Here is a 19665-nt window from a genome sequence, read left to right on the forward strand (position 1 = left end):
TGGCGACTGATTCATCGCAATCGCGAGCAGGCTCACTCCTACAGGGGACAGCGCCGCCAGTTTTCTTTGGTGGCGCGCAAACAGTTGTCAAGATTATGTGACAGTTACCGACCTTTTCAAACCGGCGAATCGCCGCAAATGCGCGATAACGCCTAAACCGTAACGATAACTTTACGAAATCCACGGAAATTTCCTACGCGGTCGCGATCCAACCTACTGCACACCACTCCACTCTCAGGTAATTCTGAGTCCATCGCTGGACATAACAAGAACGAATTCCCCTAGCAGGAGAGCAGTATGAAGCAGACGCAATACGTGGCCCGCGAGCCCGATGCGCAAGGTTTTATCGACTACCCCGCCGAAGAACACGCGGTGTGGAACACGCTGATCACTCGCCAGTTGAAAGTGATCGAAGGGCGTGCCTGCCAGGAGTATCTGGACGGTATCGAGAAACTCGGTCTGCCCCACGACCGCATTCCGCAACTCGGCGAGATCAACAAGGTGCTCGGCGAGACCACCGGTTGGCAGGTCGCCCGCGTGCCGGCACTGATTCCTTTCCAGACCTTCTTTGAATTGCTCGCCAGCAAGCAGTTTCCCGTCGCGACCTTTATCCGTACTCGTGAAGAGCTGGACTACCTGCAAGAGCCGGACATTTTCCACGAGATTTTTGGCCACTGCCCGCTGCTGACCAACCCGTATTTCGCCGAATTCACCCACACCTACGGCAAACTCGGCCTGCAAGCGACCAAGGAAGAACGCGTGTACCTGGCGCGTCTGTACTGGATGACCATCGAGTTCGGCCTGGTCGACACCCCGCAAGGCAAACGCATCTACGGCGGCGGCATTCTGTCTTCGCCCAAAGAAACCGTTTATTCGCTGTCGGACGAGCCTGAGCATCAAGTCTTCGACCCGCTCGAAGCGATGCGCACGCCGTATCGCATCGACATCCTGCAACCGCTGTACTTCGTCCTGCCGAACCTCAAGCGCCTGTTCGACGTGGCCCATGAAGACATCATGGCCATGGTCAAACAAGGCATGCAGCTGGGTCTGCACGCGCCAAAATTTCCGCCAAAGCCGAAAGCGGCCTGAGCAGAACCCGCTCGCGACTTGCGTGCAAAGATAGTAATTTCCAACAAGAATCGAATTCAGGAACCGACCATGTCCACATTGAACCAAGCCCACTGCGAAGCCTGCCGCGCCGATGCACCACAAGTCAGCGACGAAGAACTGCCGATCCTGATCAAGCAGATCCCTGACTGGAACATCGAAGTTCGCGACGGCATCATGCAGCTGGAAAAAGTTTTCCTGTTCAAGAACTTCAAGCACGCGCTGGCCTTCACCAACGCTGTTGGCGAGATCTCCGAGGCCGAAGGTCACCACCCGGGTCTGCTGACCGAGTGGGGCAAAGTCACCGTGACCTGGTGGAGCCACTCGATCAAAGGCCTGCACCGCAACGACTTCATCATGGCCGCGCGCACTGACGAAGTGGCCAAGACTGCAGAAGGACGCAAGTAATGCACTTCGACGCCATCGGCCGGGTACCCGGCGACCCGATCCTCGGCTTGATGGAGGCGTATGCGCAGGACTCCAACCCGCGCAAATTCGACTTGGGCGTTGGCGTCTACAAGGATGCCCAAGGCCTGACGCCGATCCCGGAAGCGGTGAAAATCGCCGAAGCGCGACTGGTCGAAAGCCAGGACACCAAGACCTACATCGGTGGCCACGGCAACCCGCTGTTCGGCAAAGTCATCAACGAGTTGGTGCTTGGCGCTGACTCGAAACTGATCGCCGAACAACGTGCCGGCGCCACCCAGACGCCGGGCGGTACTGGTGCGCTGCGTCTGGCCGCTGACTTCATCGCCCAGTGCCTGCCAGGCAAAGGGGTATGGTTGAGCAACCCGACCTGGCCGATTCACGAAACCATTTTCGCTGCGGCCGGGGTCAAGGTCAGTCACTACCCATACGTGGGCAGCGACAACCGCCTCGACGTCGACGCCATGCTCGCCGTGCTCAATGAAGTGCCGAAAGGTGATGTGGTGCTGCTGCACGCGTGCTGCCACAACCCGACCGGTTTCGACTTGAACCACGACGACTGGCAGCGTGTGCTCGACGTGGTGCGCAGCCGCAATCTGCTGCCGCTGATCGACTTTGCCTACCAGGGTTTTGGCGACGGACTGGAACAGGATGCGTGGTCGACACGGTTGTTCGCGGCCGAGATCCCCGAGTTGTTGATCACCAGTTCTTGCTCGAAGAATTTCGGCTTGTATCGCGATCGCACCGGTGCGCTGATTGTCTGCGCGAAAAGCGCTGACAAGCTCATCGACATCCGTAGTCAATTGGCCAACATCGCCCGTAACTTGTGGTCGACACCGCCGGATCACGGTGCTGCTGTTGTTGCGACGATCCTCGCTGATCCAGAGCTGAAAGCGCGCTGGGCTGATGAAGTGGAAGCCATGCGATTGCGTATTGCGCAATTGCGCAGCGGTCTGGTTGAAGCGCTGGAGCCTCACGGTTTGCGCGAGCGTTTTGCGCACATTGGCGTGCAGCGCGGCATGTTTTCTTACACTGGCTTGTCGCCGGAGCAAGTGAAACAACTGCGCGAGCAGCACAGCGTGTACATGGTCAGCTCAGGCCGCGCGAACGTCGCCGGCATCGACGCCACCCGCCTCGCGCTGCTGGCCGAAGCGATCGCCAGCGTCTGCAAATAACACCGCAATCCCCCTGTAGGAGCTGCCGCAGGCTGCGATCTTTTGATCTTGATTTTAAAAACAAAGATCAAAAGATCGCAGCCTTCGGCAGCTCCTACATTTGCTCGTTCCCACGCTCCGCGTGGGAATGCAGCCCAGGACGCTCTGCGTCCCAACAGCGGACGCAGAGCGTCCACTGAGGCGTTCCCACGCAGAGCGTGGGAACGATCAATCACCACAGTCCGCGCCCTCCCCTGCGGCCATCTGTCGCATTATTTTGAATTAAAAGTCTGATTGTCATTTTTCCTGCTGTATCCTGCGCAGGCTTTGTAAAAGCGCGGATCTACCAGATCTATCAACAGACTTAGCGAGGAGCGCAACCATGCACGAGATTCCTAATCTCCCCTTCCCAAGCCTGCACGTACCTGAGCAGACGACCACGCAACAAGCCGGCGCCCAACAGCCCGAGCCGAAAGAAGCCGTTGAGAGCCGTCCGGCCGACAACGAAGAGTAAGACCCGTCGTACAGACCGTGTGGAAAGCGCTAACATGCGCTTTCCACACTGCCTGAACCCTGAGCCCGCCATGACCGACGAATTCTCCGAAAGCCAAGCTGCCGTACTGATCGGCGCCACCGAGAAAATGATCGAGATCTGGAACCGTCTCTCCCCCGAGAAACAGGCCGCCCTCCTCGCCCGTTTCGGCACTGAAGAAAACGCCCTTGCCGCACTCGTCACCACGCAACTGGTTGCGCCGGCCAAGCCGTGAATCTGCCATCCGGCAAATAGTTTTACTTTTCCCCGCCCCAGATTCCTCCACGCCGGTATCATAAGCAGCCTATCTAATCTGCCGCTCCCGTGGATCTTTACCCATGTCGTCCTCTATGTCCGAGCCCCAGCGCCCCCTGGCGGTTACGCTGCAAGTCGTTTCCATCGTCCTGTTCACCTTTATCGGTTACCTCAACATCGGCATTCCGTTGGCGGTGCTGCCGGGTTACGTCCACAGCGACCTGGGTTTCGGCGCAGTAATCGCTGGGCTGGTAATCAGCGTGCAATACCTCGCCACCCTGCTCAGCCGTCCGTACGCGGGCAAGATCATCGACAACAAGGGCAGCAAACGAGCGGTGATGATTGGCTTGGCCGGTTGCGGCTTGAGCGGCGTGTTCATGCTGATTTCGGCGTGGACACCGAACATGCCGATGCTCAGTTTGATCAGTCTGTTGATTGGCCGACTGGTGCTGGGCAGCGCTGAAAGCCTGGTCGGTTCCGGTTCGATTGGCTGGGGCATCGGCCGCGTGGGTGCGGCCAACACCGCCAAGGTTATTTCCTGGAACGGCATCGCCAGTTATGGCGCACTGGCGATCGGCGCACCGTTCGGCGTGTGGCTGGTCGGCGAGTTGGGGTTGTGGAGCATGGGCGTCAGCATCATCTTGCTGGCCATTCTCGGTCTGGCGCTGGCATGGCCGAAAACCGCCGCACCGATTGTCGCCGGCGAACGCCTGCCGTTCATGCATGTGCTCGGTAAAGTATTTCCCCACGGCTGCGGCCTGGCGCTGGGCTCGATCGGCTTCGGCACCATCGCCACCTTCATCACCTTGTACTACGCGACTCAGCACTGGGAAAACGCCGTGCTGTGCCTGAGCCTGTTCGGCGCCAGCTTCATCGGTGCGCGGCTGTTGTTCGGCAACTTGATCAACCGCCTCGGCGGCTTCCGCGTGGCAATTGCCTGCCTGTCGGTGGAAACGCTGGGCTTGCTGTTGTTGTGGCTCGCCCCGGACGCACACTGGGCATTGGCCGGTGCAGCGTTGAGCGGTTTCGGCTTCTCGCTGGTATTCCCGGCGTTGGGCGTAGAGGCAGTAAATCTGGTGCCGGCGTCCAGCCGTGGCGCGGCGGTCGGGGCTTATTCGCTGTTCATCGATTTATCGCTGGGGATCACCGGGCCATTGGCCGGCGCGATTGCGGCGGGATTCGGGTTTGCCTCGATCTTTCTTTTTGCGGCCATTGCGGCGTTGAGCGGGTTGATTCTGAGCGCGTACTTATATCGTCACTCTCCCAAGCATCATTGAGCGTGATGCAATTGGCCGTTCGGCTCAGATAGCAGAACGGCCAACAATTACCGTACCTGCCGCCTCCTAGCCATGTAATCGAACGATAGATGCACTATTGGCCAAGCTGTTGTAACCGGAAATGAAGAGAATCTTTCGATCCGACTGGATCACAAGATCAAGAACAGCTGTTTCGCCGAGCAGGAAAAATCTCCCATCGGTGCCAAACCCGAAGTCCCAACCCATATCTTGCTCGATACTGGCAATGAATAATCGACTCTCTTCCAAAGTTTCCCTGACTTGAACACCGGCCATCACCAATGTAGATCCCGGATTGTAAAGCGCGCTCTTATTTACGATAGTGTCCTTAAACCAATCATTGCTTAGTGCGTCCCCCCAACCATTCTCGCCGTAATGGGGGTCTTCGGTGCCGTCAGCTTCGAGTCGCTGAGTCGATAAAAAAATATGTTGCGAGGCAGCATTGGCAGAGGTACCAACAACATACACCTTTGACTGATCCGCACGGTACAACACTGACTTTTTAACCCTGGGTTCTTTATCATGGTAGCCTCCTACCGAAAAATTGGTATCGAGACTGCCATCCCCTTTAAACCTCGCAACAAACCAACCGCCCGTACCTGTCAACTGCGTGGTAGCAATAACCAAATAAGCATCATCCTGAAGAATAAGATCTTCCCCATGGATAAGGCGATTGTTTCGATTGATTAGCTTGTACCCTGTTCCAACAAACGTTTGGTCCAGAGCGCCGTTGGCTCCCACCTTAACCAAGTGAGTCAATCCTCTGTTTTGATGATAGAGCGTCGCCAGGATCATGACCCCGCCGTCTTTCAGGAGAACCATTGCGCCATGGTGAAGAGGGGCCTGTTCCTCTTCAACGATTTCGGTTGAAACCGATGTCGCTGGATCATCATCTTTAGCTTGAGAACTCCAGATCATGGCACCATCAGTTCCGTAGTGCTTATCCAGCGTGCCATTCGCTTCAAATTGTACCAACCCGACTTGCTGACTGTAACTTAGATCACTCGTATAAAAACCAACGATTATTTTTTGAGAAACCGGATCAAACTTTACACTATAGGGTTGCGCCAACAAACGTACTGGAAGTAGATCTGACAATTTGAATTTCACGGTACCCGCCTTGCCGAAGCTCGTGTCCAGCTCCCCCCTTTTGGTAAACATTGTCAAATAAGTTGATTGGGTCAGATAGGAACAACTCGCACAAAGAATCCGCTCGTCTGCCAAAACGACAATCGCGCGAGGTTGAATACGCGCCCGAGTATCTGCATCGTACAGATAGGCTCTCCCCCCAACCCCGAAGGAATAATCTAAGCTGCCGCGAGTAACCTTTACTTGTTCAGTTGAATTAGAACTTTCCATGTCCGGATTTCTCTCGATGAAGGAGAAATAATCAGACATCAGTTGCAGAATCCCCGCACCTGTCAGATCTGACAGGCAGCGAGATCATTTCGATATAAAAAGCATCCTGAACCCACCAATCCCCGAATTGATATCCGCGCGTTTACTTAAAAATCCACCTTGCCACGCCCAGCCTTAATGCTGCCGCGCTTGGTTTTCGATTCCAGTCGACGCTTCTTTGAGCCGAGGGTCGGTTTGGTCGGGCGACGTTTCTTTTCGACTTTGGTGGCGCTGAGGATCAGTTCGACCAGCCGTTCCAGCGCATCGGCGCGGTTGGCCTCCTGCGTACGATATTGCTGCGCTTTGATGATCAACACGCCATCGCTGGTGATGCGACTGTCGCGCAGCGCCAGCAGCCGTTCCTTGTAGAAATCGGGCAAGGACGAGGCCGGGATGTCAAAGCGCAGGTGCATGGCGCTGGAAACCTTGTTGACGTTCTGCCCACCGGCGCCTTGCGCGCGGATGGCGGTCAATTCGATCTCGGCATCCGGCAGATGCACATTGTTGGAAATCACCAGCATGGAAAAGCGTCCGTATTCAGAGCGTGCAGGATACCTTGATTCAGACCTCCAGCCTGTTGGAGATCAAAACTGTGGGAGCGGGCTTGCTCGCGAATGCGGTTTGTCAGCCAACAATTCTTTATCTGACACACCGCATTCGCGAGCAAGCCCGCTCCCACAAGGGGGTTTGTGTGAATCCTGAAAATGACAAACCCGGCACTGTGGCCGGGTTTGTTGTTTCTGCTCGCGCGATTACTTCGCGGTCGCAGGCACCGCAGCTTGAGCGCTGCGCTTGTTCTTGATCACGTAGCAAACCCACATGAACACGACCCACACCGGAATCGCGTATACGGAGATCTGAATCCCCGGGATCAGCAGCATCACGCCAAGGATGAACACCACGAACGCCAGGCAGACATAGTTGCCGTACGGGTACCACAGCGCCTTGAACAGCGGCGTCTGCTGCGTCTTGTTCATGTGCTGACGGAACTTGAAGTGCGAGAAGCTGATCATCGCCCAGTTGATCACCAACGTCGCAACCACCAGCGACATCAGCAGTTCCAGCGCGCTGTGCGGGATCAGGTAGTTGAGCAACACCGCGATCACGGTCACCGCTGCCGAGGCCAGAATCGAACGTACCGGCACACCACGCTTGTCGATCTTCGCCAGGCCTTTCGGCGCATCGCCCTGCTCGGCCATGCCCAGCAACATGCGGCTGTTGCAGTAAGTGCCGCTGTTGTACACCGACAGCGCCGCGGTCAGTACCACGAAGTTGAGAATGTGCGCAGCGGTGCTACTGCCAAGCATCGAGAACACTTGTACGAACGGGCTGCCGCTGTAGGAATCGCCGGACGCGTTGAGGGTTTCCAGCAGGCTGTCCCAAGGGGTCAGCGACAGCAGGATGACCAGTGCGCCGATGTAGAAAATCAGGATGCGGTAGATGACCTGATTGATCGCTTTCGGGATCACGGTTTTCGGCTTGTCGGCTTCTGCTGCGGTGAAACCGAGCATTTCCAGACCGCCGAAGGAGAACATGATGATCGCCATGGCCATCACCAGTCCGCTGACGCCGTTGGGGAAGAACCCGCCGTGCGACCACAGGTTGGCGACCGACGCTTGCGGGCCGCCGTTGCCGCTGACCAGCAGGTAGCTGCCGAGCGCAATCATGCCGACGATCGCCACAACCTTGATGATCGCGAACCAGAATTCGGCTTCACCGAAGACTTTGACGTTGGCCAGGTTGATCGCGTTGATCAGCACGAAGAAGGCTGCCGCAGAGGCCCAGGTCGGAATGTCCGGCGCCCAGTAGTGGATGTACTTGCCGACCGCGGTCAGCTCCGACATGCCCACCAGAATGTACAAAATCCAGCAGTTCCAGCCCGACAGGAAACCGGCAAAGCCGCCCCAGTACTTGTGCGCGAAATGGCTGAAGGAGCCGGCCACCGGCTCTTCAACAATCATCTCGCCCAACTGGCGCATGATCATGAAGGCGATGAAGCCGCAGATGGCGTAGCCGAGGATCATCGACGGGCCGGCGGATTTCAGTACCCCGGCCGAGCCGAGGAACAATCCGGTACCGATCGCGCCACCGAGGGCGATCAGTTGAATGTGGCGATTTTTCAGGCCGCGTTTCAGCTCGCCTGATTGCGAGGGTTGTCCACTCATGAAAAAGGTCTCACGCAAGGTTTGATGATGTTCAGTAGACGTTGCTGCAAGGTTGCGATTTCAAGCAGCCCCGATCAAACCCCAGCGCAGGCACCAGGAGTTCAGCTCAATTACAACGGTCATGCGTCACCTGTTTGTTTTTATCTGTGACGAAATCGAACCCGAAACGCTTGTGGCGCGACGGAGTGAACAAGGCGGGTAGCCTTGAGTTTTGCGCGATTACGCAGAGGGTCACAGTTAAAACGCGGCGCATTGTACACCGCTAACCCCCTGCTGCCAGACCCCGCTGGATCAGCGTGTCGGTTGCCGGGATTGCGTGTGTCCGTTTCGAGAGGCTCGAACGGCTGCAAAAATGGAGTCAGGCCTTTGCGGGCCATCGACGTGGACGAGGAAAAAACCGTCCCACGGAGAGAAGTGGAAATCAGTCACGGCGTTCATTGCGCCTCCTTGTTGTTATGCACCTGCACGGCAGGCATGGGGCGCATCTCACCCTGCAAACGTCGCTGAAACAAGCGGCCCAGAGCCTTGCGTCGGGCTCGGCCCATTGGGCTTCGGAAGCTTTTCCTTACACCCAGACGGGAACCTGCCATTCACGGGGATTTAGCGGATTTTTCGTAAACATTTCTTTACGAGTCGTAACGTAGAGTTTCCATTTCAGAATTTTCTGTAGGACGTCTGCTGGTTAACGGTCATCGGTGTTTTAGCCAGGAATTAATTTGTTGAGACCACTGGCCCATTCGCGAGCAAGCCCGCTCCCACAGGGATCGCATTCCAAATGTGGGAGCGGGCTTGCTCGCGAAGAGGCCCATCAGACACCGAACACCTTTCTTCAGACGAAAAAAAAACGCCAACCCTGCGGTTGGCGTTTTTGCTCGAGCTTGAAACTTGAAGCTTGCCGCTAGAAGCTCACAGCCGCCTTATTCAGGCTTGCGACGACCAAACCCCGGACGCTGACCGGAACCGGCCGGCGCACCGCGGCGCTTGCCCGACGGCTTGTCGCCATCAACCAGCTTGATCCCCGGACGCTTCGACGTCGGTTTAGCCGGACGCTTGTTGGTGGTGTCTGCTGGACGATCCGCCACTGGCGTACCGCGACCGGCAGGCGCGCCACGCTCGCCACGTTCAGTGCGACCGTTGGCCGGACGCGGAGCGCGCTCGCCGTCACGGGCAACCGGCTTGCGGACTGGACGCTCGCCTTCGATCTGCGGCTCACGGCTTGGGCGTGGGCCGGTCGGTGCGCCAGCGGCTGGACGCAGGGTACGTACGCGCTCGGTCTTGCCCATCGGACGCGACGATTTACGCTGCATACGCTCAAGCTTGTCTTTGCTCTTGGCGTTCAGTTGCGGCATCGCCACTGGCGTCAGGCCGACTTCAGCACTGAGGATGTCGACTTCGTACTGGCTCATTTCGCGCCAGCGGCCCATCGGCAGGTCGGAGTTGAGGAACACCGGACCGAAACGTACGCGCTTCAGACGGCTGACCACCAGACCCTGGGATTCCCACAGACGACGAACCTCACGGTTACGGCCTTCCATCACCACGCAGTGGTACCAGTGGTTGAAGCCTTCGCCACCCGGCGCCTGCTTGATGTCGGTGAACTTGGCCGGGCCGTCTTCCAGCACCACGCCAGCCTTCAGTCGCTCGATCATCTCGTCGTCGACTTCACCGCGTACACGCACGGCGTACTCACGGTCCATCTCGTAGGACGGGTGCATCAGGCGGTTGGCCAGCTCACCGTCGGTGGTGAACATCAGCAAACCGGTGGTGTTGATGTCGAGACGGCCGATGTTGATCCAGCGCCCTTCTTTCGGACGCGGCAGCTTGTCGAACACGGTCGGACGGCCTTCCGGGTCGTCACGGGTGCAGATCTCGCCATCGGGTTTGTTGTACATGATCACGCGGCGTACCGATTCGGCCGCTTCTTCGCGCTTGATCACCTTGCCATCAATGGTGATGGCGTCGTGCAGATCGACACGCAGACCGAGGGTGGCGTCTTTGCCATTGACCTTGATCCGGCCCTGGCTGATCCAGGATTCCACGTCACGGCGCGAGCCGACGCCGATACGGGCGAGGACTTTCTGCAGTTTTTCGCCTGCTGGGCCGATTGGCTGGTCGTCTTGCTGATCTTTGATACTCATCTGGGCACCTCCCGGTGTGGTCTGTTCAGGCACTCTGAATTGGGGGCCTGAAGCATTGAAATCTGGGTTCTCGGCCGAAGGGATCGGCGAAGGGTCGCGAATCATACGCGGATGTGCGCCGTCGCGCATCAGAGACTAGCTGATCGATCGGCAGTTATTTCTTTTTCCGCCGACCGGCGCCACCGAGTTTGATCAGGCGCAGCGCGGCTTCGGCGAGCACGGTGCGCTTGTCGTCCTTGTCGAGTTTCTTCCAGGCTTTGATTTCACGCTTGCTGCGGCCGCAGCCGAGGCAGATGTCGTCGGTGAATTTGCAGAGGCTGATGCACGGGTCTTTTGTCGAACTCATTTGGGTACCTTTGGTAGATCAAAAGATCGCAGCCTGCGGCAGCTCCTACATTGGAATGCGGTCCTGTAGGAGCTGCCGCAGGCTGCGATCTTTTCGGCGCCCCTCAGTCTTCGAATTCGCGGCGTTCGGCTTCGATGGCTTCGGCCAGTGCGCGGGCTTCGGCTTCTTCTTCGCTCAGCTCGGGTTCGGGCGCGGGTTGTTCGAGGGCGGCGACGGCGGCCAACAGCTTTTCGCGGGCTTCGGCGACGCCAAGAATGTCCTCTTCCGGTTCGGCTTCTGGCTCAGCTTCAAGTTCAACTTCAATGACGGGCTCAGGCTCAGGCTCAGCCTCGACTTCAGGCTCGGACGTCGGCGCCTCACCGTCCGCCGCATCCCGCAGCAAATCGTCGAAGTCGGTCTTGATGCCCTCCTCCATGCTGTCCAGCTCCAGCAGCAAGGTGTGGAAACTGGTTTCTTCCTTCTCTTCCTCCGGCTCGGCACTGGCGTCGGCCAGTTCCTGCAGACTCTGCGGCACCGGCGCATCGTCGAAATCGAGCACCGGATCGGTTTCCATTTCGCGCAGCTCGGCCAGTGGCGGCAGGTCTTCGAGGTTCTTCAGATTGAAGTGATCGAGAAACATCTTGGTGGTGGCAAACATCGCCGGTTTGCCCGGCACGTCGCGGTAACCGACAACGCGAATCCACTCGCGCTCCAGCAAGGTTTTGACGATGTTGCTGTTCACCGCCACACCGCGCACGTCTTCGATCTCGCCACGGGTGATTGGCTGGCGATAGGCGATCAGCGCGATGGTTTCCAGCAAGGCTCGGGAATAACGCTGCGGGCGCTCTTCCCAGAGGCGGCCAACCCACGGCGAAAACTTCTCGCGGATCTGCAAGCGATAACCGGACGAGACTTCCTTGAGCTCGAACGCACGGCCCTCGCAGGACTTGCCGAGCAGGGTCAGGGCTTTCTTGAAGACTGCAGGCTCAGGCCGTTCGCCCTCTTCGAACAGTTCAAAAAGACGCTCAAGGGATTGCGGCTTTCCCGAGGCCAACAGAAAGGCTTCAAGCAGGGGTGCCAGCTCGCGGGGTTCAGTCAGGTTCATGTTTCGACTCGTTATTCGGCTCGGGCTCGCACGTGGATCGCGGCGAACGGCTCATTCTGCACCAGCTCGACCAAGGATTCCTTGACCAGTTCAAGGATCGCCATAAAGGTCACCACCACACCCAGCCTGCCCTCTTCGGCAGTGAACAGCTCGACAAACGGCACAAAACCGCCGCCCTTGAGGCGTTCCAGCACATCGCTCATGCGTTCGCGGGTGGACAGTGCTTCACGACTGACCTGGTGGCTTTCAAACATATCGCCACGGCGTAGCACTTCGGCCATGCACATCAAAATTTCTTCCAGCGCTACATCCGGCAACAGCTTGCGCGCGCGGGCTTCCGGGGCATCGAGCTTAGGCACGACCACGTCGCGGCCGACGCGGCTGAGGTTGTCGATGCCTTCGGCGGCAGCCTTGAAACGCTCGTATTCCTGCAAACGGCGGATCAGTTCGGCGCGCGGGTCGTCTTCTTCGTCTTCGACAGTTTCGGCGCGCGGCAGCAGCATGCGCGACTTGATCTCGGCGAGCATCGCGGCCATCACCAGATACTCGGCGGCGAGTTCCAGGCGCACTGACTGCATCAACTCGACGTAACCCATGTACTGACGGGTGATTTCCGCCACCGGGATGTCGAGGATGTTTATGTTCTGTTTGCGGATCAGGTACAGCAGCAGGTCGAGCGGGCCTTCGAAGGCTTCAAGAAATACCTCGAGCGCATCCGGCGGGATGTACAGGTCGAGCGGCATTTCCATGACCGCCTGGCCATAGACCATGGCAAACGGCAGTTCCTGCTGAGCATCGGCCTGGGGATCGACAACGGTTTCCACTGCGGACATTCAGGCCTCGACCATGAACGGCGTCGGATCGCCGCAACCGACGCGCACCACTTCCGGGTCGTCACCGGTCAGGTCGATCACGGTGGAGGCTTTGATGCCGCCGAAACCGCCATCCACGATCAAGTCCACCTGGTGTTCGAGCAACTGACGCATTTCGTACGGATCGCTGAGCGGGTCTTCATCGCCGGGCATGATCAGGGTCACGCTCATCAACGGCTCGCCCAGTTCGGCCAGCAGCGCCAGCGCAATCGGATGGCTCGGCACGCGCAGACCGATGGTGCGCTTCTTCGGGTGCAGCAACAGGCGCGGCACTTCGCGGGTGGCGTTGAGAATAAAAGTGTAAGGCCCCGGCAGGTGCGCCTTGAGAATGCGGAAGGTGCCGGTGTCGATCTTGGCGTAATTGCCCAGTTGCGACAGGTCGCTGCAGATCAGCGCGAAGTTGTGCTTTTCATCGAGCTGACGCAGGCGTCGCACGCGCTCGATGGCAGTCTTGTCGCCGATTTGGCAACCGATCGCGTAGGAAGAGTCCGTGGGATACACCACTACCCCGCCCTTGCGGATGATCTCGACCGCCTGTTTGATCAGGCGCGCTTGCGGGTTTTCCGGATGAATCTGGAAAAATTGACTCACATTCTCTACCTGTTCAGACGGCGGCAATATCTGTGTCATGTTTGAACCGACACCACAGGGGTGGAAGGCTCATCGGGAACCGGCCGGTACTGGCCGATCTCGGACCAGCCGCCAGGGCCATGGAAGTCACTGCCGGCGCTGACCAGCAGACCGAACTCACGGGCAAGGATTGCCAGGCTGCCCACCTGTTCCGCAGGCTGGTGGCCATTGACCACCTCGATTGCATGCCCGCCTGCTTGAATATAGTCGGCAATCAGCTTTCGGCGCTTGCTGCGGGTGAAATCGTAGTGCCACGGATGCGCCAGACTGACCCAGGCATTGGCGGCGCGCAGCGTCCCGACGGTGTCTTCCAGCGTCGGCCAGTGCAGCTTGACGTCGCCCAACTTGCCGGCGCCGAGCCACTTGCGAAAGGCCTCGGCGCGATCCTTAACAAAACCTTCACGTACCATCCAGTCAGCGAAATGCGGACGGGCCGGCGCGTTGCCGCTGTCGCCCAGTTCCTGCTGGATTTTCCGTGCGCCATCGAGGGCACCGGGCATGCCTTTGAGGGCGAGCTTGCGGCTTATTTCTTCCGACCGCAGCCAGCGCCCATCGTGCAATTTGGCGATGGCCTCGACCAATGGCGCGGCGTTGACGTCGAAACCGTAGCCCAGCACATGAATGGTCGCGCCGCCCCAGGTGCAGGACAATTCGACGCCGTTGACCAGTTGCATGCCCAATTCTTTGGCGGTCGCGCGCGCTTCAGCGAGGCCTTCGAGGGTGTCGTGGTCGGTCAACGCCAGGACTCGCACGCCGTTTTCGAACGCACGCGCAACCAGAACCGCAGGCGCCAGTGCGCCATCGGAGGCCGTGCTATGGCAGTGCAAATCAACATTCACGGAGAGTTGTAACCTCAAATCAGCTGGCGCTATCGCGCGCCCATATGTTTGTTATTATGCCGCCACATCCAGCTTCTGGCTCTTACTGTGAAACAATTCATCGATTTCATCCCGCTTCTGCTGTTTTTCATCGTTTACAAACTTGATCCACGGGTGGTCGATGTCGCGGGCCATGAAGTCACTGTAGGCGGTATTTACAGCGCCACCGCGATGCTCATCATCAGCTCCCTGGTGGTGTACGGCGCGCTTTTCATCAAACAGCGCAAGCTGGAAAAGAGCCAGTGGCTGACCCTGATCGCGTGTCTGGTGTTCGGTAGCCTGACGCTGGCCTTCCACAGCGAAACCTTCCTCAAGTGGAAAGCCCCGGTGGTCAACTGGCTGTTTGCCGTCGCGTTCATCGGCAGCCACTTCATCGGCGACCGCCTGCTGATCAAACGGATCATGGGCCACGCGCTGACCCTGCCGGATCCGGTCTGGACGCGCCTGAACATCGCCTGGATCGCCTTTTTCCTGTTCTGCGGGGCCGCCAACCTGTTCGTCGCCTTCACCTTCCAGAGCTACTGGGTGGACTTCAAGGTGTTCGGCAGCCTGGGCATGACCCTGGTGTTCCTGGTCGCACAGGGCATTTACCTGTCGCGCCACCTGCACGATGCCGATACCCCAACAACACCAAAAACCGAGGACTGACATGCTCTACGCAATCATTGCCACCGACGTCGCCAACTCACTGGAAGCTCGCCTGGCCGCGCGCCCTGCGCATCTGGAACGCCTGCAAGCGCTCAAGGGCGAAGGCCGCATCGTATTGGCCGGCCCACACCCGGCGGTCGACAGCAATGATCCGGGCGCCGCGGGTTTCACCGGCAGCCTGATCGTCGCCGAGTTCGACTCCCTGAGCGCTGCGCAGGCGTGGGCTGATGCGGATCCGTATATTGCGGCGGGTGTGTATGCCAATGTGGTCGTCAAACCGTTCAAACAAGTACTCCCTTAAACAGATCTGCAGTGTGCCGAGGGGTTCTGTGGCAAGGGGATTTATCCCCGTTGGGTGGCGAAGCCGCCCCAAAGCCATCCAATGCGGTGTGCCTGACACACCGCATTCATTGATTCACGACTGCTGCGCAGCCGAACGGGGCGGTGCGACGTTTCGCTAAATCCCCTCGCCACAAATACTCATCTGGCACAAATAGTCATCTGACTCAAATACTCAGCTGTCCCAAAATACCCACCTGCCACAAAACCCTCATCTGCCACAAAAACCCCATCAGCCACCAACATCACCTCCCGCGCACTGAACCTTCTCGCTTCTCACCCATCTCAATCGCTCATTATTCTCGTTCGTCTGCCGACAACCTGCCCACTATCCATTGGGAAGCAGGTGTTGCGATGCGCAAGGGTTCGTTGTGTCTGATGTTGATCACGCTGTCGATCATGGCGCCCGCCCATGGCGAGGAAACCACCGAAGGTGGCAATTCCACACCGTTGTCGCTGAGCGCCGGCAGCCAGATCACCGAGTTGCAGCAGCGCCTCAAGGCCAGCGAGCAGCAGCGAGAAGAACTGAACAAACAACTGCAAAATGTCGACAACGAACGCGAAAGCGCTCAGCTCGCCCGGTTGCGCCAGGAGAACCAGCGCCTCAAGCTGCAACTCAAGGAAGCACAGGCCAGCCCGCTCCCGCGTTTGTTGACCGATCAACAGCAGTGGTTTGTCACGGGAGCCGGGGTAGCGCTATTGGCGCTGCTCTGCGGTATCTTTGCCAGTGGAGCAAGCCGAAAACGTCGGCAATGGCTAAATTGAGTGAGTCATGAGCGAGCTGTTACTGATTGATGATGACCAGGAGTTGTGCGAACTCCTGAGTAGCTGGTTAAGCCAGGAAGGCTTCCAGGTGCGCGCCTGCCACGATGGCCAGAGCGCCCGCAAAGCGTTGGCCGAAACCGCTCCGGCGGCGGTGGTGCTGGACGTGATGCTGCCCGACGGCAGCGGTCTGGAACTGCTCAAGCAGTTGCGCAACGATCACGCTGATCTGCCGGTGTTGATGTTGTCGGCCCGTGGCGAACCGCTTGATCGTATCCTCGGCCTGGAACTCGGCGCCGACGATTATCTGGCCAAACCGTGCGACCCGCGCGAACTGACTGCGCGCCTGCGCGCCGTATTGCGCCGCAGTCACCCGGCCGCCGTGTCGACGCAACTGGAGCTGGGCGACCTGAGTTTCAGCCCGGTGCGCGGCGTGGTCAGCATCGACGAAAAAGAACTGACCCTCACCGTATCCGAAAGCCGCTTGCTCGAAGCCCTGCTCAAGCAGCCCGGCGAACCACTGGACAAGCAGGAACTGGCGCAGATCGCCCTCGGCCGCAAACTGACCCTGTACGACCGCAGCCTCGACATGCACGTCAGCAACCTGCGCAAAAAGATCGGCCCCCACCCCGACGGCCGCCCACGCATAGTCGCCCTGCGCAGCCGTGGTTACTACTACAGCCTCTGAATTACACCCGTCCCGCACGGGCATGACGATAAATCGCCCCCTGTAGGAAGCTGCCGAAGGCTGCGATCTTTTGATCTTGTTTTTAAAAGACAGATCAAAAGATCGCAGCCTTCGGCAGCTCCTACAGGGATATGTGTAAGGCTGATGACGAAACGTCTTTACCCAAGCTTTACGCAGTGCTGACCGCCGCTGACCTTGATCTCCGTAATCTGAACTCATCCGGAACGTACCGGGAACGAGACAAGGAGATTCACCATGCGCAAGACTCTTATCGCTCTGATGTTCGCTGCCGCTCTGCCAACCGTTGCCATGGCCATGCCGCAAGATGGCGGCCCGATGGGTGGCCCGCTCGACGGCCCACGCCACGGCGGTCAGATGCACGGCATGCACGGCAAAGGCCCGTACAGCCAACTCGACCTGTCCCGCGAACAGCGTGAGCAGATTCGCAAGATCATGGGCGAGCAGATGCACGAGCGTAAGCAAGTGGTCGACAAGTACCTGGAAAAACTCTCGCCAGCGGATCAGAAAGCCCTGAAAGACGAGATGGCCGCCAACCACAAGAAAGGCGAGGCTGATGTTCGTGCGGTGCTGAAGCCGGATCAACAGAAGAAATTCGACGAGATCCAGAAAAAGCAGGCTGAACGCCGCGCCGAATGGGCTGAGTTCAAGGCGTGGAAAGCGCAACAGCCGCAAAAAGCGCAATAATGTTCTGACCATGGCCCAACGGCTAACCCCGTTGGGCCTGTTGCCACTCAATCCCAATGTGGGAGCGGGCTTGCTCGCGAATGCGGTGTATCAGACAAAGAAATGTTGACTGACACACCGTATTCGCGAGCAAGCCCGCTCCCACATTGGTTTTGCATTGTTCTGAGGATTTTCTGTGCGTTCATTGTTCTGGCGTATTCTCGCGAGCTTCTGGCTGGCCATCGCATTGGTGGCCGGGTTGTCGATTCTGCTCGGGCATATGCTCAATCAAGACGCGTGGATCCTCAGCCGCCATCCGGGCCTCAACACCTTGGCCGGCGACTGGACGCAAACCTACGAAGCCCAGGGCGAGGAAGCCGCTCAGGACATCCTCGAACAACGCAAACGTCAATATCACATCGACGTCCAAGTGCTGAACGAATCCGGCGATCCGGTCGTACGCGGCACCTTTCCGCGCCGCGCCGCCGCGTTCGAAGCGCGACAGAACAACGATGACCGCCGCCTGCCATGGCGCCGCCTGACTGACGAATTCACCAGTGAGAAAACCGGCGACACCTACCTGTTCATCTACCGCATCCCGCACCCGGAACTCGACGCCTGGCACCGCGAAAGCCTGCTCTGGCCGCTGAGTGCGTTGGGTATCGCGCTGGTAGTGCTGACCCTGTTCAGCTTGCTGGTAACTTTCTCCATCACCCGCCCGCTCAGTCGATTACGCGGTGCGGTGCATGATCTGGGGCAAACCACCTATCAGCAAAACAGCCTGGCCAAACTGGCCAACCGCCGCGATGAATTCGGTGTGCTCGCCACTGACTTCAACCGCATGGGCGCGCGCCTGCAAAGCCTGATCGGCAGTCAACGCCAGTTGCTGCGCGACGTTTCCCATGAATTACGTTCACCACTGGCGCGGCTGCGCATTGCCTTGGCACTGGCCGAACGGGCTAACCCGGAAGAACGCGAAAAGCTCTGGCCACGCCTGACCCGCGAGTGCGATCGCCTCGAAGCCTTGATCAGCGAGATTCTGGTACTGGCGCGGGTCGATGCAGACAACGCCAGTGCTGAAGACGTGGATTTGAATGCGCTGCTGAGTACCTTACAGAAGGACGCGAAACTCGGCTCACCCGAGCAGACAGTGCGCCTGGACGTTGAACCGAATCTGCAACTCAAAGGTTGGCCAACGATGATTGAGCGGGCCGTCGATAATCTTCTGCGCAATGCTCAGCGTTTTAACCCAGAGGGTCAGGCGATTGAGATGCAGGCGTCACGTCAGGGCGAGAAAATTATTGTGAGCGTGCGCGACCATGGGCCGGGCGTGCAGGCCGAACATTTGAGTCAGTTGGGTGAGCCGTTCTATCGGGCGCCGGGGCAGACGGCGGCGGGACATGGCTTGGGCCTAGCGATTGCGCGCAGGGCGGCGGAGCGGCATGGCGGGAGTTTGACGTTGGCCAATCATCCGCAGGGTGGGTTTATTGCCAGCCTGGAATTGCCGTTGGTGCCGGGTGCGGTGGTTCAACTCTGATCAAAAATGTGGGAGCGGGCTTGCTCGCGAAAGCGCTGTGTCAGTCGACGTTATTTGTGACTGATTCACCGCTTTCGCGAGCAAGCCCGCTCCCACATTTGATCGTCGCTGTCAGGACTTACCGGGCCAGGCGCTGACAAACTCTGCCAGGTCTACCTTCTCCGCCACACGCGGTTCTTTCTGCGGTGTGCCGAGGTACAAGAACGCAATCACCTCTTCACCCTCAACCAAACCCAAACCCTGCGCCACGTGCCGGGAATACGCCAAATCCCCGGTGCGCCACACCGCGCCAATACCCTGCGCATACGCCGCCAGCAAAATCCCGTGCGCCGCGCACCCGGCTGCGAGCAATTGCTCAGCCTTCGGATACTTCACGTGTTCCTGCAATTTAGCGATCACCACAACCACCAACGGCGCTCGCAGCGGGCCGTTGCGGGCCTTGTCGATCATCGCTTCGGTGACGTCGCCTTCCTGCTGCTGCGCCGCTTCGGCCAGCAACTCGCCCATTTGCTCGCGCGCCGCGCCTTCGACGGTCAGGAAGCGATACGGCTGCAAATGCCCGTGGTCCGGTGCACGCAAGGCTGCGCCAAACAAGGCTTCGCGTTGTTCGGCAGTAGGGGCCGGTTCGACCAGTCGTGGAACGGAAACACGGTTGAGCAACGCGTCGAGAGCCTGCATCGGCCACCTCCTGAAAAATATGTGCGGCTATTCTAGCTGTAACTGCCAA

Annotated in this window: 21 protein-coding genes and 1 pseudogene; 12 read left to right on the forward strand and 10 right to left on the reverse strand. The window is 58.6% G+C overall.

The genetic code is table 11. The features are described from left to right. Positions 1 to 297: 297 nt before the first annotated feature. From phhA to ACZZ0D_RS16595, 6 genes are all read left to right on the forward strand, one after another. Positions 298 to 1089, forward strand: coding sequence for a phenylalanine 4-monooxygenase (phhA, locus tag ACZZ0D_RS16570; protein ID WP_053118286.1), 792 nt, complete (start codon positions 298 to 300; stop codon positions 1087 to 1089). Between the two features lie 69 nt (positions 1090 to 1158). After that, positions 1159 to 1515: a 4a-hydroxytetrahydrobiopterin dehydratase gene (locus ACZZ0D_RS16575; RefSeq protein WP_016771115.1), complete on the forward strand. Its 357-nt coding sequence runs from the start codon at positions 1159 to 1161 to the stop codon at positions 1513 to 1515. Beyond that, entirely contained in the window at positions 1515 to 2708 is a 1194-nt protein-coding gene (locus tag ACZZ0D_RS16580) for an amino acid aminotransferase (RefSeq protein WP_463553802.1), read from the forward strand. The genes ACZZ0D_RS16575 and ACZZ0D_RS16580 overlap by 1 nt, the downstream gene beginning before the upstream one ends. Positions 2709 to 3069: 361 nt before the next feature. Then, a complete protein-coding gene (locus ACZZ0D_RS16585; RefSeq protein ID WP_008088845.1) occupies positions 3070 to 3201 on the forward strand; it encodes a hypothetical protein in 132 nt (43 codons plus the stop codon). A gap of 70 nt (positions 3202 to 3271) precedes the next feature. After that, positions 3272 to 3454 carry a hypothetical protein gene (locus tag ACZZ0D_RS16590; protein WP_042704957.1) on the forward strand — a complete coding sequence of 61 codons (183 nt, stop codon included), beginning with the start codon at positions 3272 to 3274 and terminating at the stop codon, positions 3452 to 3454. Positions 3455 to 3569: 115 nt separating this feature from the next. Next, positions 3570 to 4751 carry an MFS transporter gene (locus ACZZ0D_RS16595; RefSeq protein ID WP_463554815.1) on the forward strand — a complete coding sequence of 394 codons (1182 nt, stop codon included), beginning with the start codon at positions 3570 to 3572 and terminating at the stop codon, positions 4749 to 4751. 66 nt (positions 4752 to 4817) lie between these two features. Here ACZZ0D_RS16595 and ACZZ0D_RS16600 read toward each other — a convergent pair whose 3' ends face one another. The 9 genes and pseudogenes from ACZZ0D_RS16600 to ACZZ0D_RS16640 form a co-directional block, all read right to left on the reverse strand. After that, positions 4818 to 6167: an NHL repeat-containing protein gene (locus ACZZ0D_RS16600; RefSeq protein ID WP_463553803.1), complete on the reverse strand. Its 1350-nt coding sequence runs from the start codon at positions 6165 to 6167 to the stop codon at positions 4818 to 4820. A 107-nt stretch (positions 6168 to 6274) separates the two neighbouring features. Next, positions 6275 to 6688, reverse strand: coding sequence for an alternative ribosome rescue aminoacyl-tRNA hydrolase ArfB (gene arfB / locus ACZZ0D_RS16605; protein ID WP_221732015.1), 414 nt, complete (start codon positions 6686 to 6688; stop codon positions 6275 to 6277). Positions 6689 to 6919: 231 nt separating this feature from the next. Beyond that, the gene (locus ACZZ0D_RS16610) at positions 6920 to 8332 is read right to left on the reverse strand and encodes an amino acid permease (RefSeq protein WP_463553804.1); all 1413 of its coding nucleotides are present in this window, start codon (positions 8330 to 8332) and stop codon (positions 6920 to 6922) included. Between the two features lie 917 nt (positions 8333 to 9249). Then, positions 9250 to 10470 carry a 23S rRNA pseudouridine(2605) synthase RluB gene (rluB, locus tag ACZZ0D_RS16615; RefSeq protein WP_463553805.1) on the reverse strand — a complete coding sequence of 407 codons (1221 nt, stop codon included), beginning with the start codon at positions 10468 to 10470 and terminating at the stop codon, positions 9250 to 9252. 154 nt (positions 10471 to 10624) lie between these two features. Then, positions 10625 to 10816: a DUF1289 domain-containing protein gene (locus tag ACZZ0D_RS16620; RefSeq protein ID WP_007919669.1), complete on the reverse strand. Its 192-nt coding sequence runs from the start codon at positions 10814 to 10816 to the stop codon at positions 10625 to 10627. A 103-nt stretch (positions 10817 to 10919) separates the two neighbouring features. Next, entirely contained in the window at positions 10920 to 11900 is a 981-nt protein-coding gene (gene scpB, locus ACZZ0D_RS16625) for an SMC-Scp complex subunit ScpB (protein WP_463553806.1), read from the reverse strand. An 11-nt stretch (positions 11901 to 11911) separates the two neighbouring features. Next, a complete protein-coding gene (locus tag ACZZ0D_RS16630) occupies positions 11912 to 12733 on the reverse strand; it encodes a segregation and condensation protein A (RefSeq protein WP_008088827.1) in 822 nt (273 codons plus the stop codon). Next, positions 12734 to 13363, reverse strand: coding sequence for an L-threonylcarbamoyladenylate synthase (locus ACZZ0D_RS16635; protein WP_038363745.1), 630 nt, complete (start codon positions 13361 to 13363; stop codon positions 12734 to 12736). 13 nt (positions 13364 to 13376) lie between these two features. Continuing rightward, positions 13377 to 14241, reverse strand: a pseudogene (locus ACZZ0D_RS16640) (PHP domain-containing protein). Positions 14242 to 14328: 87 nt separating this feature from the next. Between ACZZ0D_RS16640 and ACZZ0D_RS16645 the strand changes: the two are divergent. The 6 genes from ACZZ0D_RS16645 to ACZZ0D_RS16670 all read left to right on the forward strand — a co-directional run bounded on the left by ACZZ0D_RS16645 (position 14329) and on the right by ACZZ0D_RS16670 (position 18938). Continuing rightward, positions 14329 to 14928 carry a septation protein A gene (locus ACZZ0D_RS16645; protein WP_053118264.1) on the forward strand — a complete coding sequence of 200 codons (600 nt, stop codon included), beginning with the start codon at positions 14329 to 14331 and terminating at the stop codon, positions 14926 to 14928. Between the two features lies 1 nt (position 14929). Then, the gene (locus tag ACZZ0D_RS16650; RefSeq protein WP_007919677.1) at positions 14930 to 15229 is read left to right on the forward strand and encodes a YciI family protein; all 300 of its coding nucleotides are present in this window, start codon (positions 14930 to 14932) and stop codon (positions 15227 to 15229) included. A gap of 392 nt (positions 15230 to 15621) precedes the next feature. Further along, positions 15622 to 16032 carry a translation initiation factor 2 gene (locus ACZZ0D_RS16655; protein ID WP_463553807.1) on the forward strand — a complete coding sequence of 137 codons (411 nt, stop codon included), beginning with the start codon at positions 15622 to 15624 and terminating at the stop codon, positions 16030 to 16032. A 7-nt stretch (positions 16033 to 16039) separates the two neighbouring features. Beyond that, complete coding sequence (locus ACZZ0D_RS16660; RefSeq protein ID WP_053118261.1) at positions 16040 to 16717, forward strand: response regulator transcription factor; 678 nt, start codon at positions 16040 to 16042, stop codon at positions 16715 to 16717. A 255-nt stretch (positions 16718 to 16972) separates the two neighbouring features. Next, positions 16973 to 17422, forward strand: a complete 450-nt coding sequence (locus tag ACZZ0D_RS16665; RefSeq protein ID WP_053118259.1) for a Spy/CpxP family protein refolding chaperone — start codon at positions 16973 to 16975, stop codon at positions 17420 to 17422. 175 nt (positions 17423 to 17597) lie between these two features. Continuing rightward, a complete protein-coding gene (locus ACZZ0D_RS16670) occupies positions 17598 to 18938 on the forward strand; it encodes a sensor histidine kinase (RefSeq protein ID WP_463553808.1) in 1341 nt (446 codons plus the stop codon). A gap of 111 nt (positions 18939 to 19049) precedes the next feature. On the opposite strand, the gene ACZZ0D_RS16675 is transcribed toward ACZZ0D_RS16670, so the two are convergent. Next, complete coding sequence (locus ACZZ0D_RS16675) at positions 19050 to 19616, reverse strand: nitroreductase family protein (protein WP_463553809.1); 567 nt, start codon at positions 19614 to 19616, stop codon at positions 19050 to 19052. Positions 19617 to 19665 lie beyond the last annotated feature (49 nt).

The organism is Pseudomonas sp. AC193, from assembly GCF_979258075.1.

Bases quoted from the DNA above. Each gene is read 5' to 3' on its own strand.
- phhA (WP_053118286.1), top strand. From the start codon at position 298: ATGAAGCAGACGCAATACGTGGCCCGCGAGCCCGATGCGCAAGGTTTT.
- ACZZ0D_RS16575 (WP_016771115.1), top strand. From the start codon at position 1,159: ATGTCCACATTGAACCAAGCCCACTGCGAAGCCTGCCGCGCCGATGCA.
- ACZZ0D_RS16580 (WP_463553802.1), top strand. From the start codon at position 1,515: ATGCACTTCGACGCCATCGGCCGGGTACCCGGCGACCCGATCCTCGGC.
- ACZZ0D_RS16585 (WP_008088845.1), top strand. From the start codon at position 3,070: ATGCACGAGATTCCTAATCTCCCCTTCCCAAGCCTGCACGTACCTGAG.
- ACZZ0D_RS16590 (WP_042704957.1), top strand. From the start codon at position 3,272: ATGACCGACGAATTCTCCGAAAGCCAAGCTGCCGTACTGATCGGCGCC.
- ACZZ0D_RS16595 (WP_463554815.1), top strand. From the start codon at position 3,570: ATGTCCGAGCCCCAGCGCCCCCTGGCGGTTACGCTGCAAGTCGTTTCC.
- ACZZ0D_RS16600 (WP_463553803.1), bottom strand. From the start codon at position 6,167: ATGTCTGATTATTTCTCCTTCATCGAGAGAAATCCGGACATGGAAAGT.
- arfB (WP_221732015.1), bottom strand. From the start codon at position 6,688: ATGCTGGTGATTTCCAACAATGTGCATCTGCCGGATGCCGAGATCGAA.
- ACZZ0D_RS16610 (WP_463553804.1), bottom strand. From the start codon at position 8,332: ATGAGTGGACAACCCTCGCAATCAGGCGAGCTGAAACGCGGCCTGAAA.
- rluB (WP_463553805.1), bottom strand. From the start codon at position 10,470: ATGAGTATCAAAGATCAGCAAGACGACCAGCCAATCGGCCCAGCAGGC.
- ACZZ0D_RS16620 (WP_007919669.1), bottom strand. From the start codon at position 10,816: ATGAGTTCGACAAAAGACCCGTGCATCAGCCTCTGCAAATTCACCGAC.
- scpB (WP_463553806.1), bottom strand. From the start codon at position 11,900: ATGAACCTGACTGAACCCCGCGAGCTGGCACCCCTGCTTGAAGCCTTT.
- ACZZ0D_RS16630 (WP_008088827.1), bottom strand. From the start codon at position 12,733: ATGTCCGCAGTGGAAACCGTTGTCGATCCCCAGGCCGATGCTCAGCAG.
- ACZZ0D_RS16650 (WP_007919677.1), top strand. From the start codon at position 14,930: ATGCTCTACGCAATCATTGCCACCGACGTCGCCAACTCACTGGAAGCT.
- ACZZ0D_RS16655 (WP_463553807.1), top strand. From the start codon at position 15,622: ATGCGCAAGGGTTCGTTGTGTCTGATGTTGATCACGCTGTCGATCATG.
- ACZZ0D_RS16660 (WP_053118261.1), top strand. From the start codon at position 16,040: ATGAGCGAGCTGTTACTGATTGATGATGACCAGGAGTTGTGCGAACTC.
- ACZZ0D_RS16665 (WP_053118259.1), top strand. From the start codon at position 16,973: ATGCGCAAGACTCTTATCGCTCTGATGTTCGCTGCCGCTCTGCCAACC.
- ACZZ0D_RS16675 (WP_463553809.1), bottom strand. From the start codon at position 19,616: ATGCAGGCTCTCGACGCGTTGCTCAACCGTGTTTCCGTTCCACGACTG.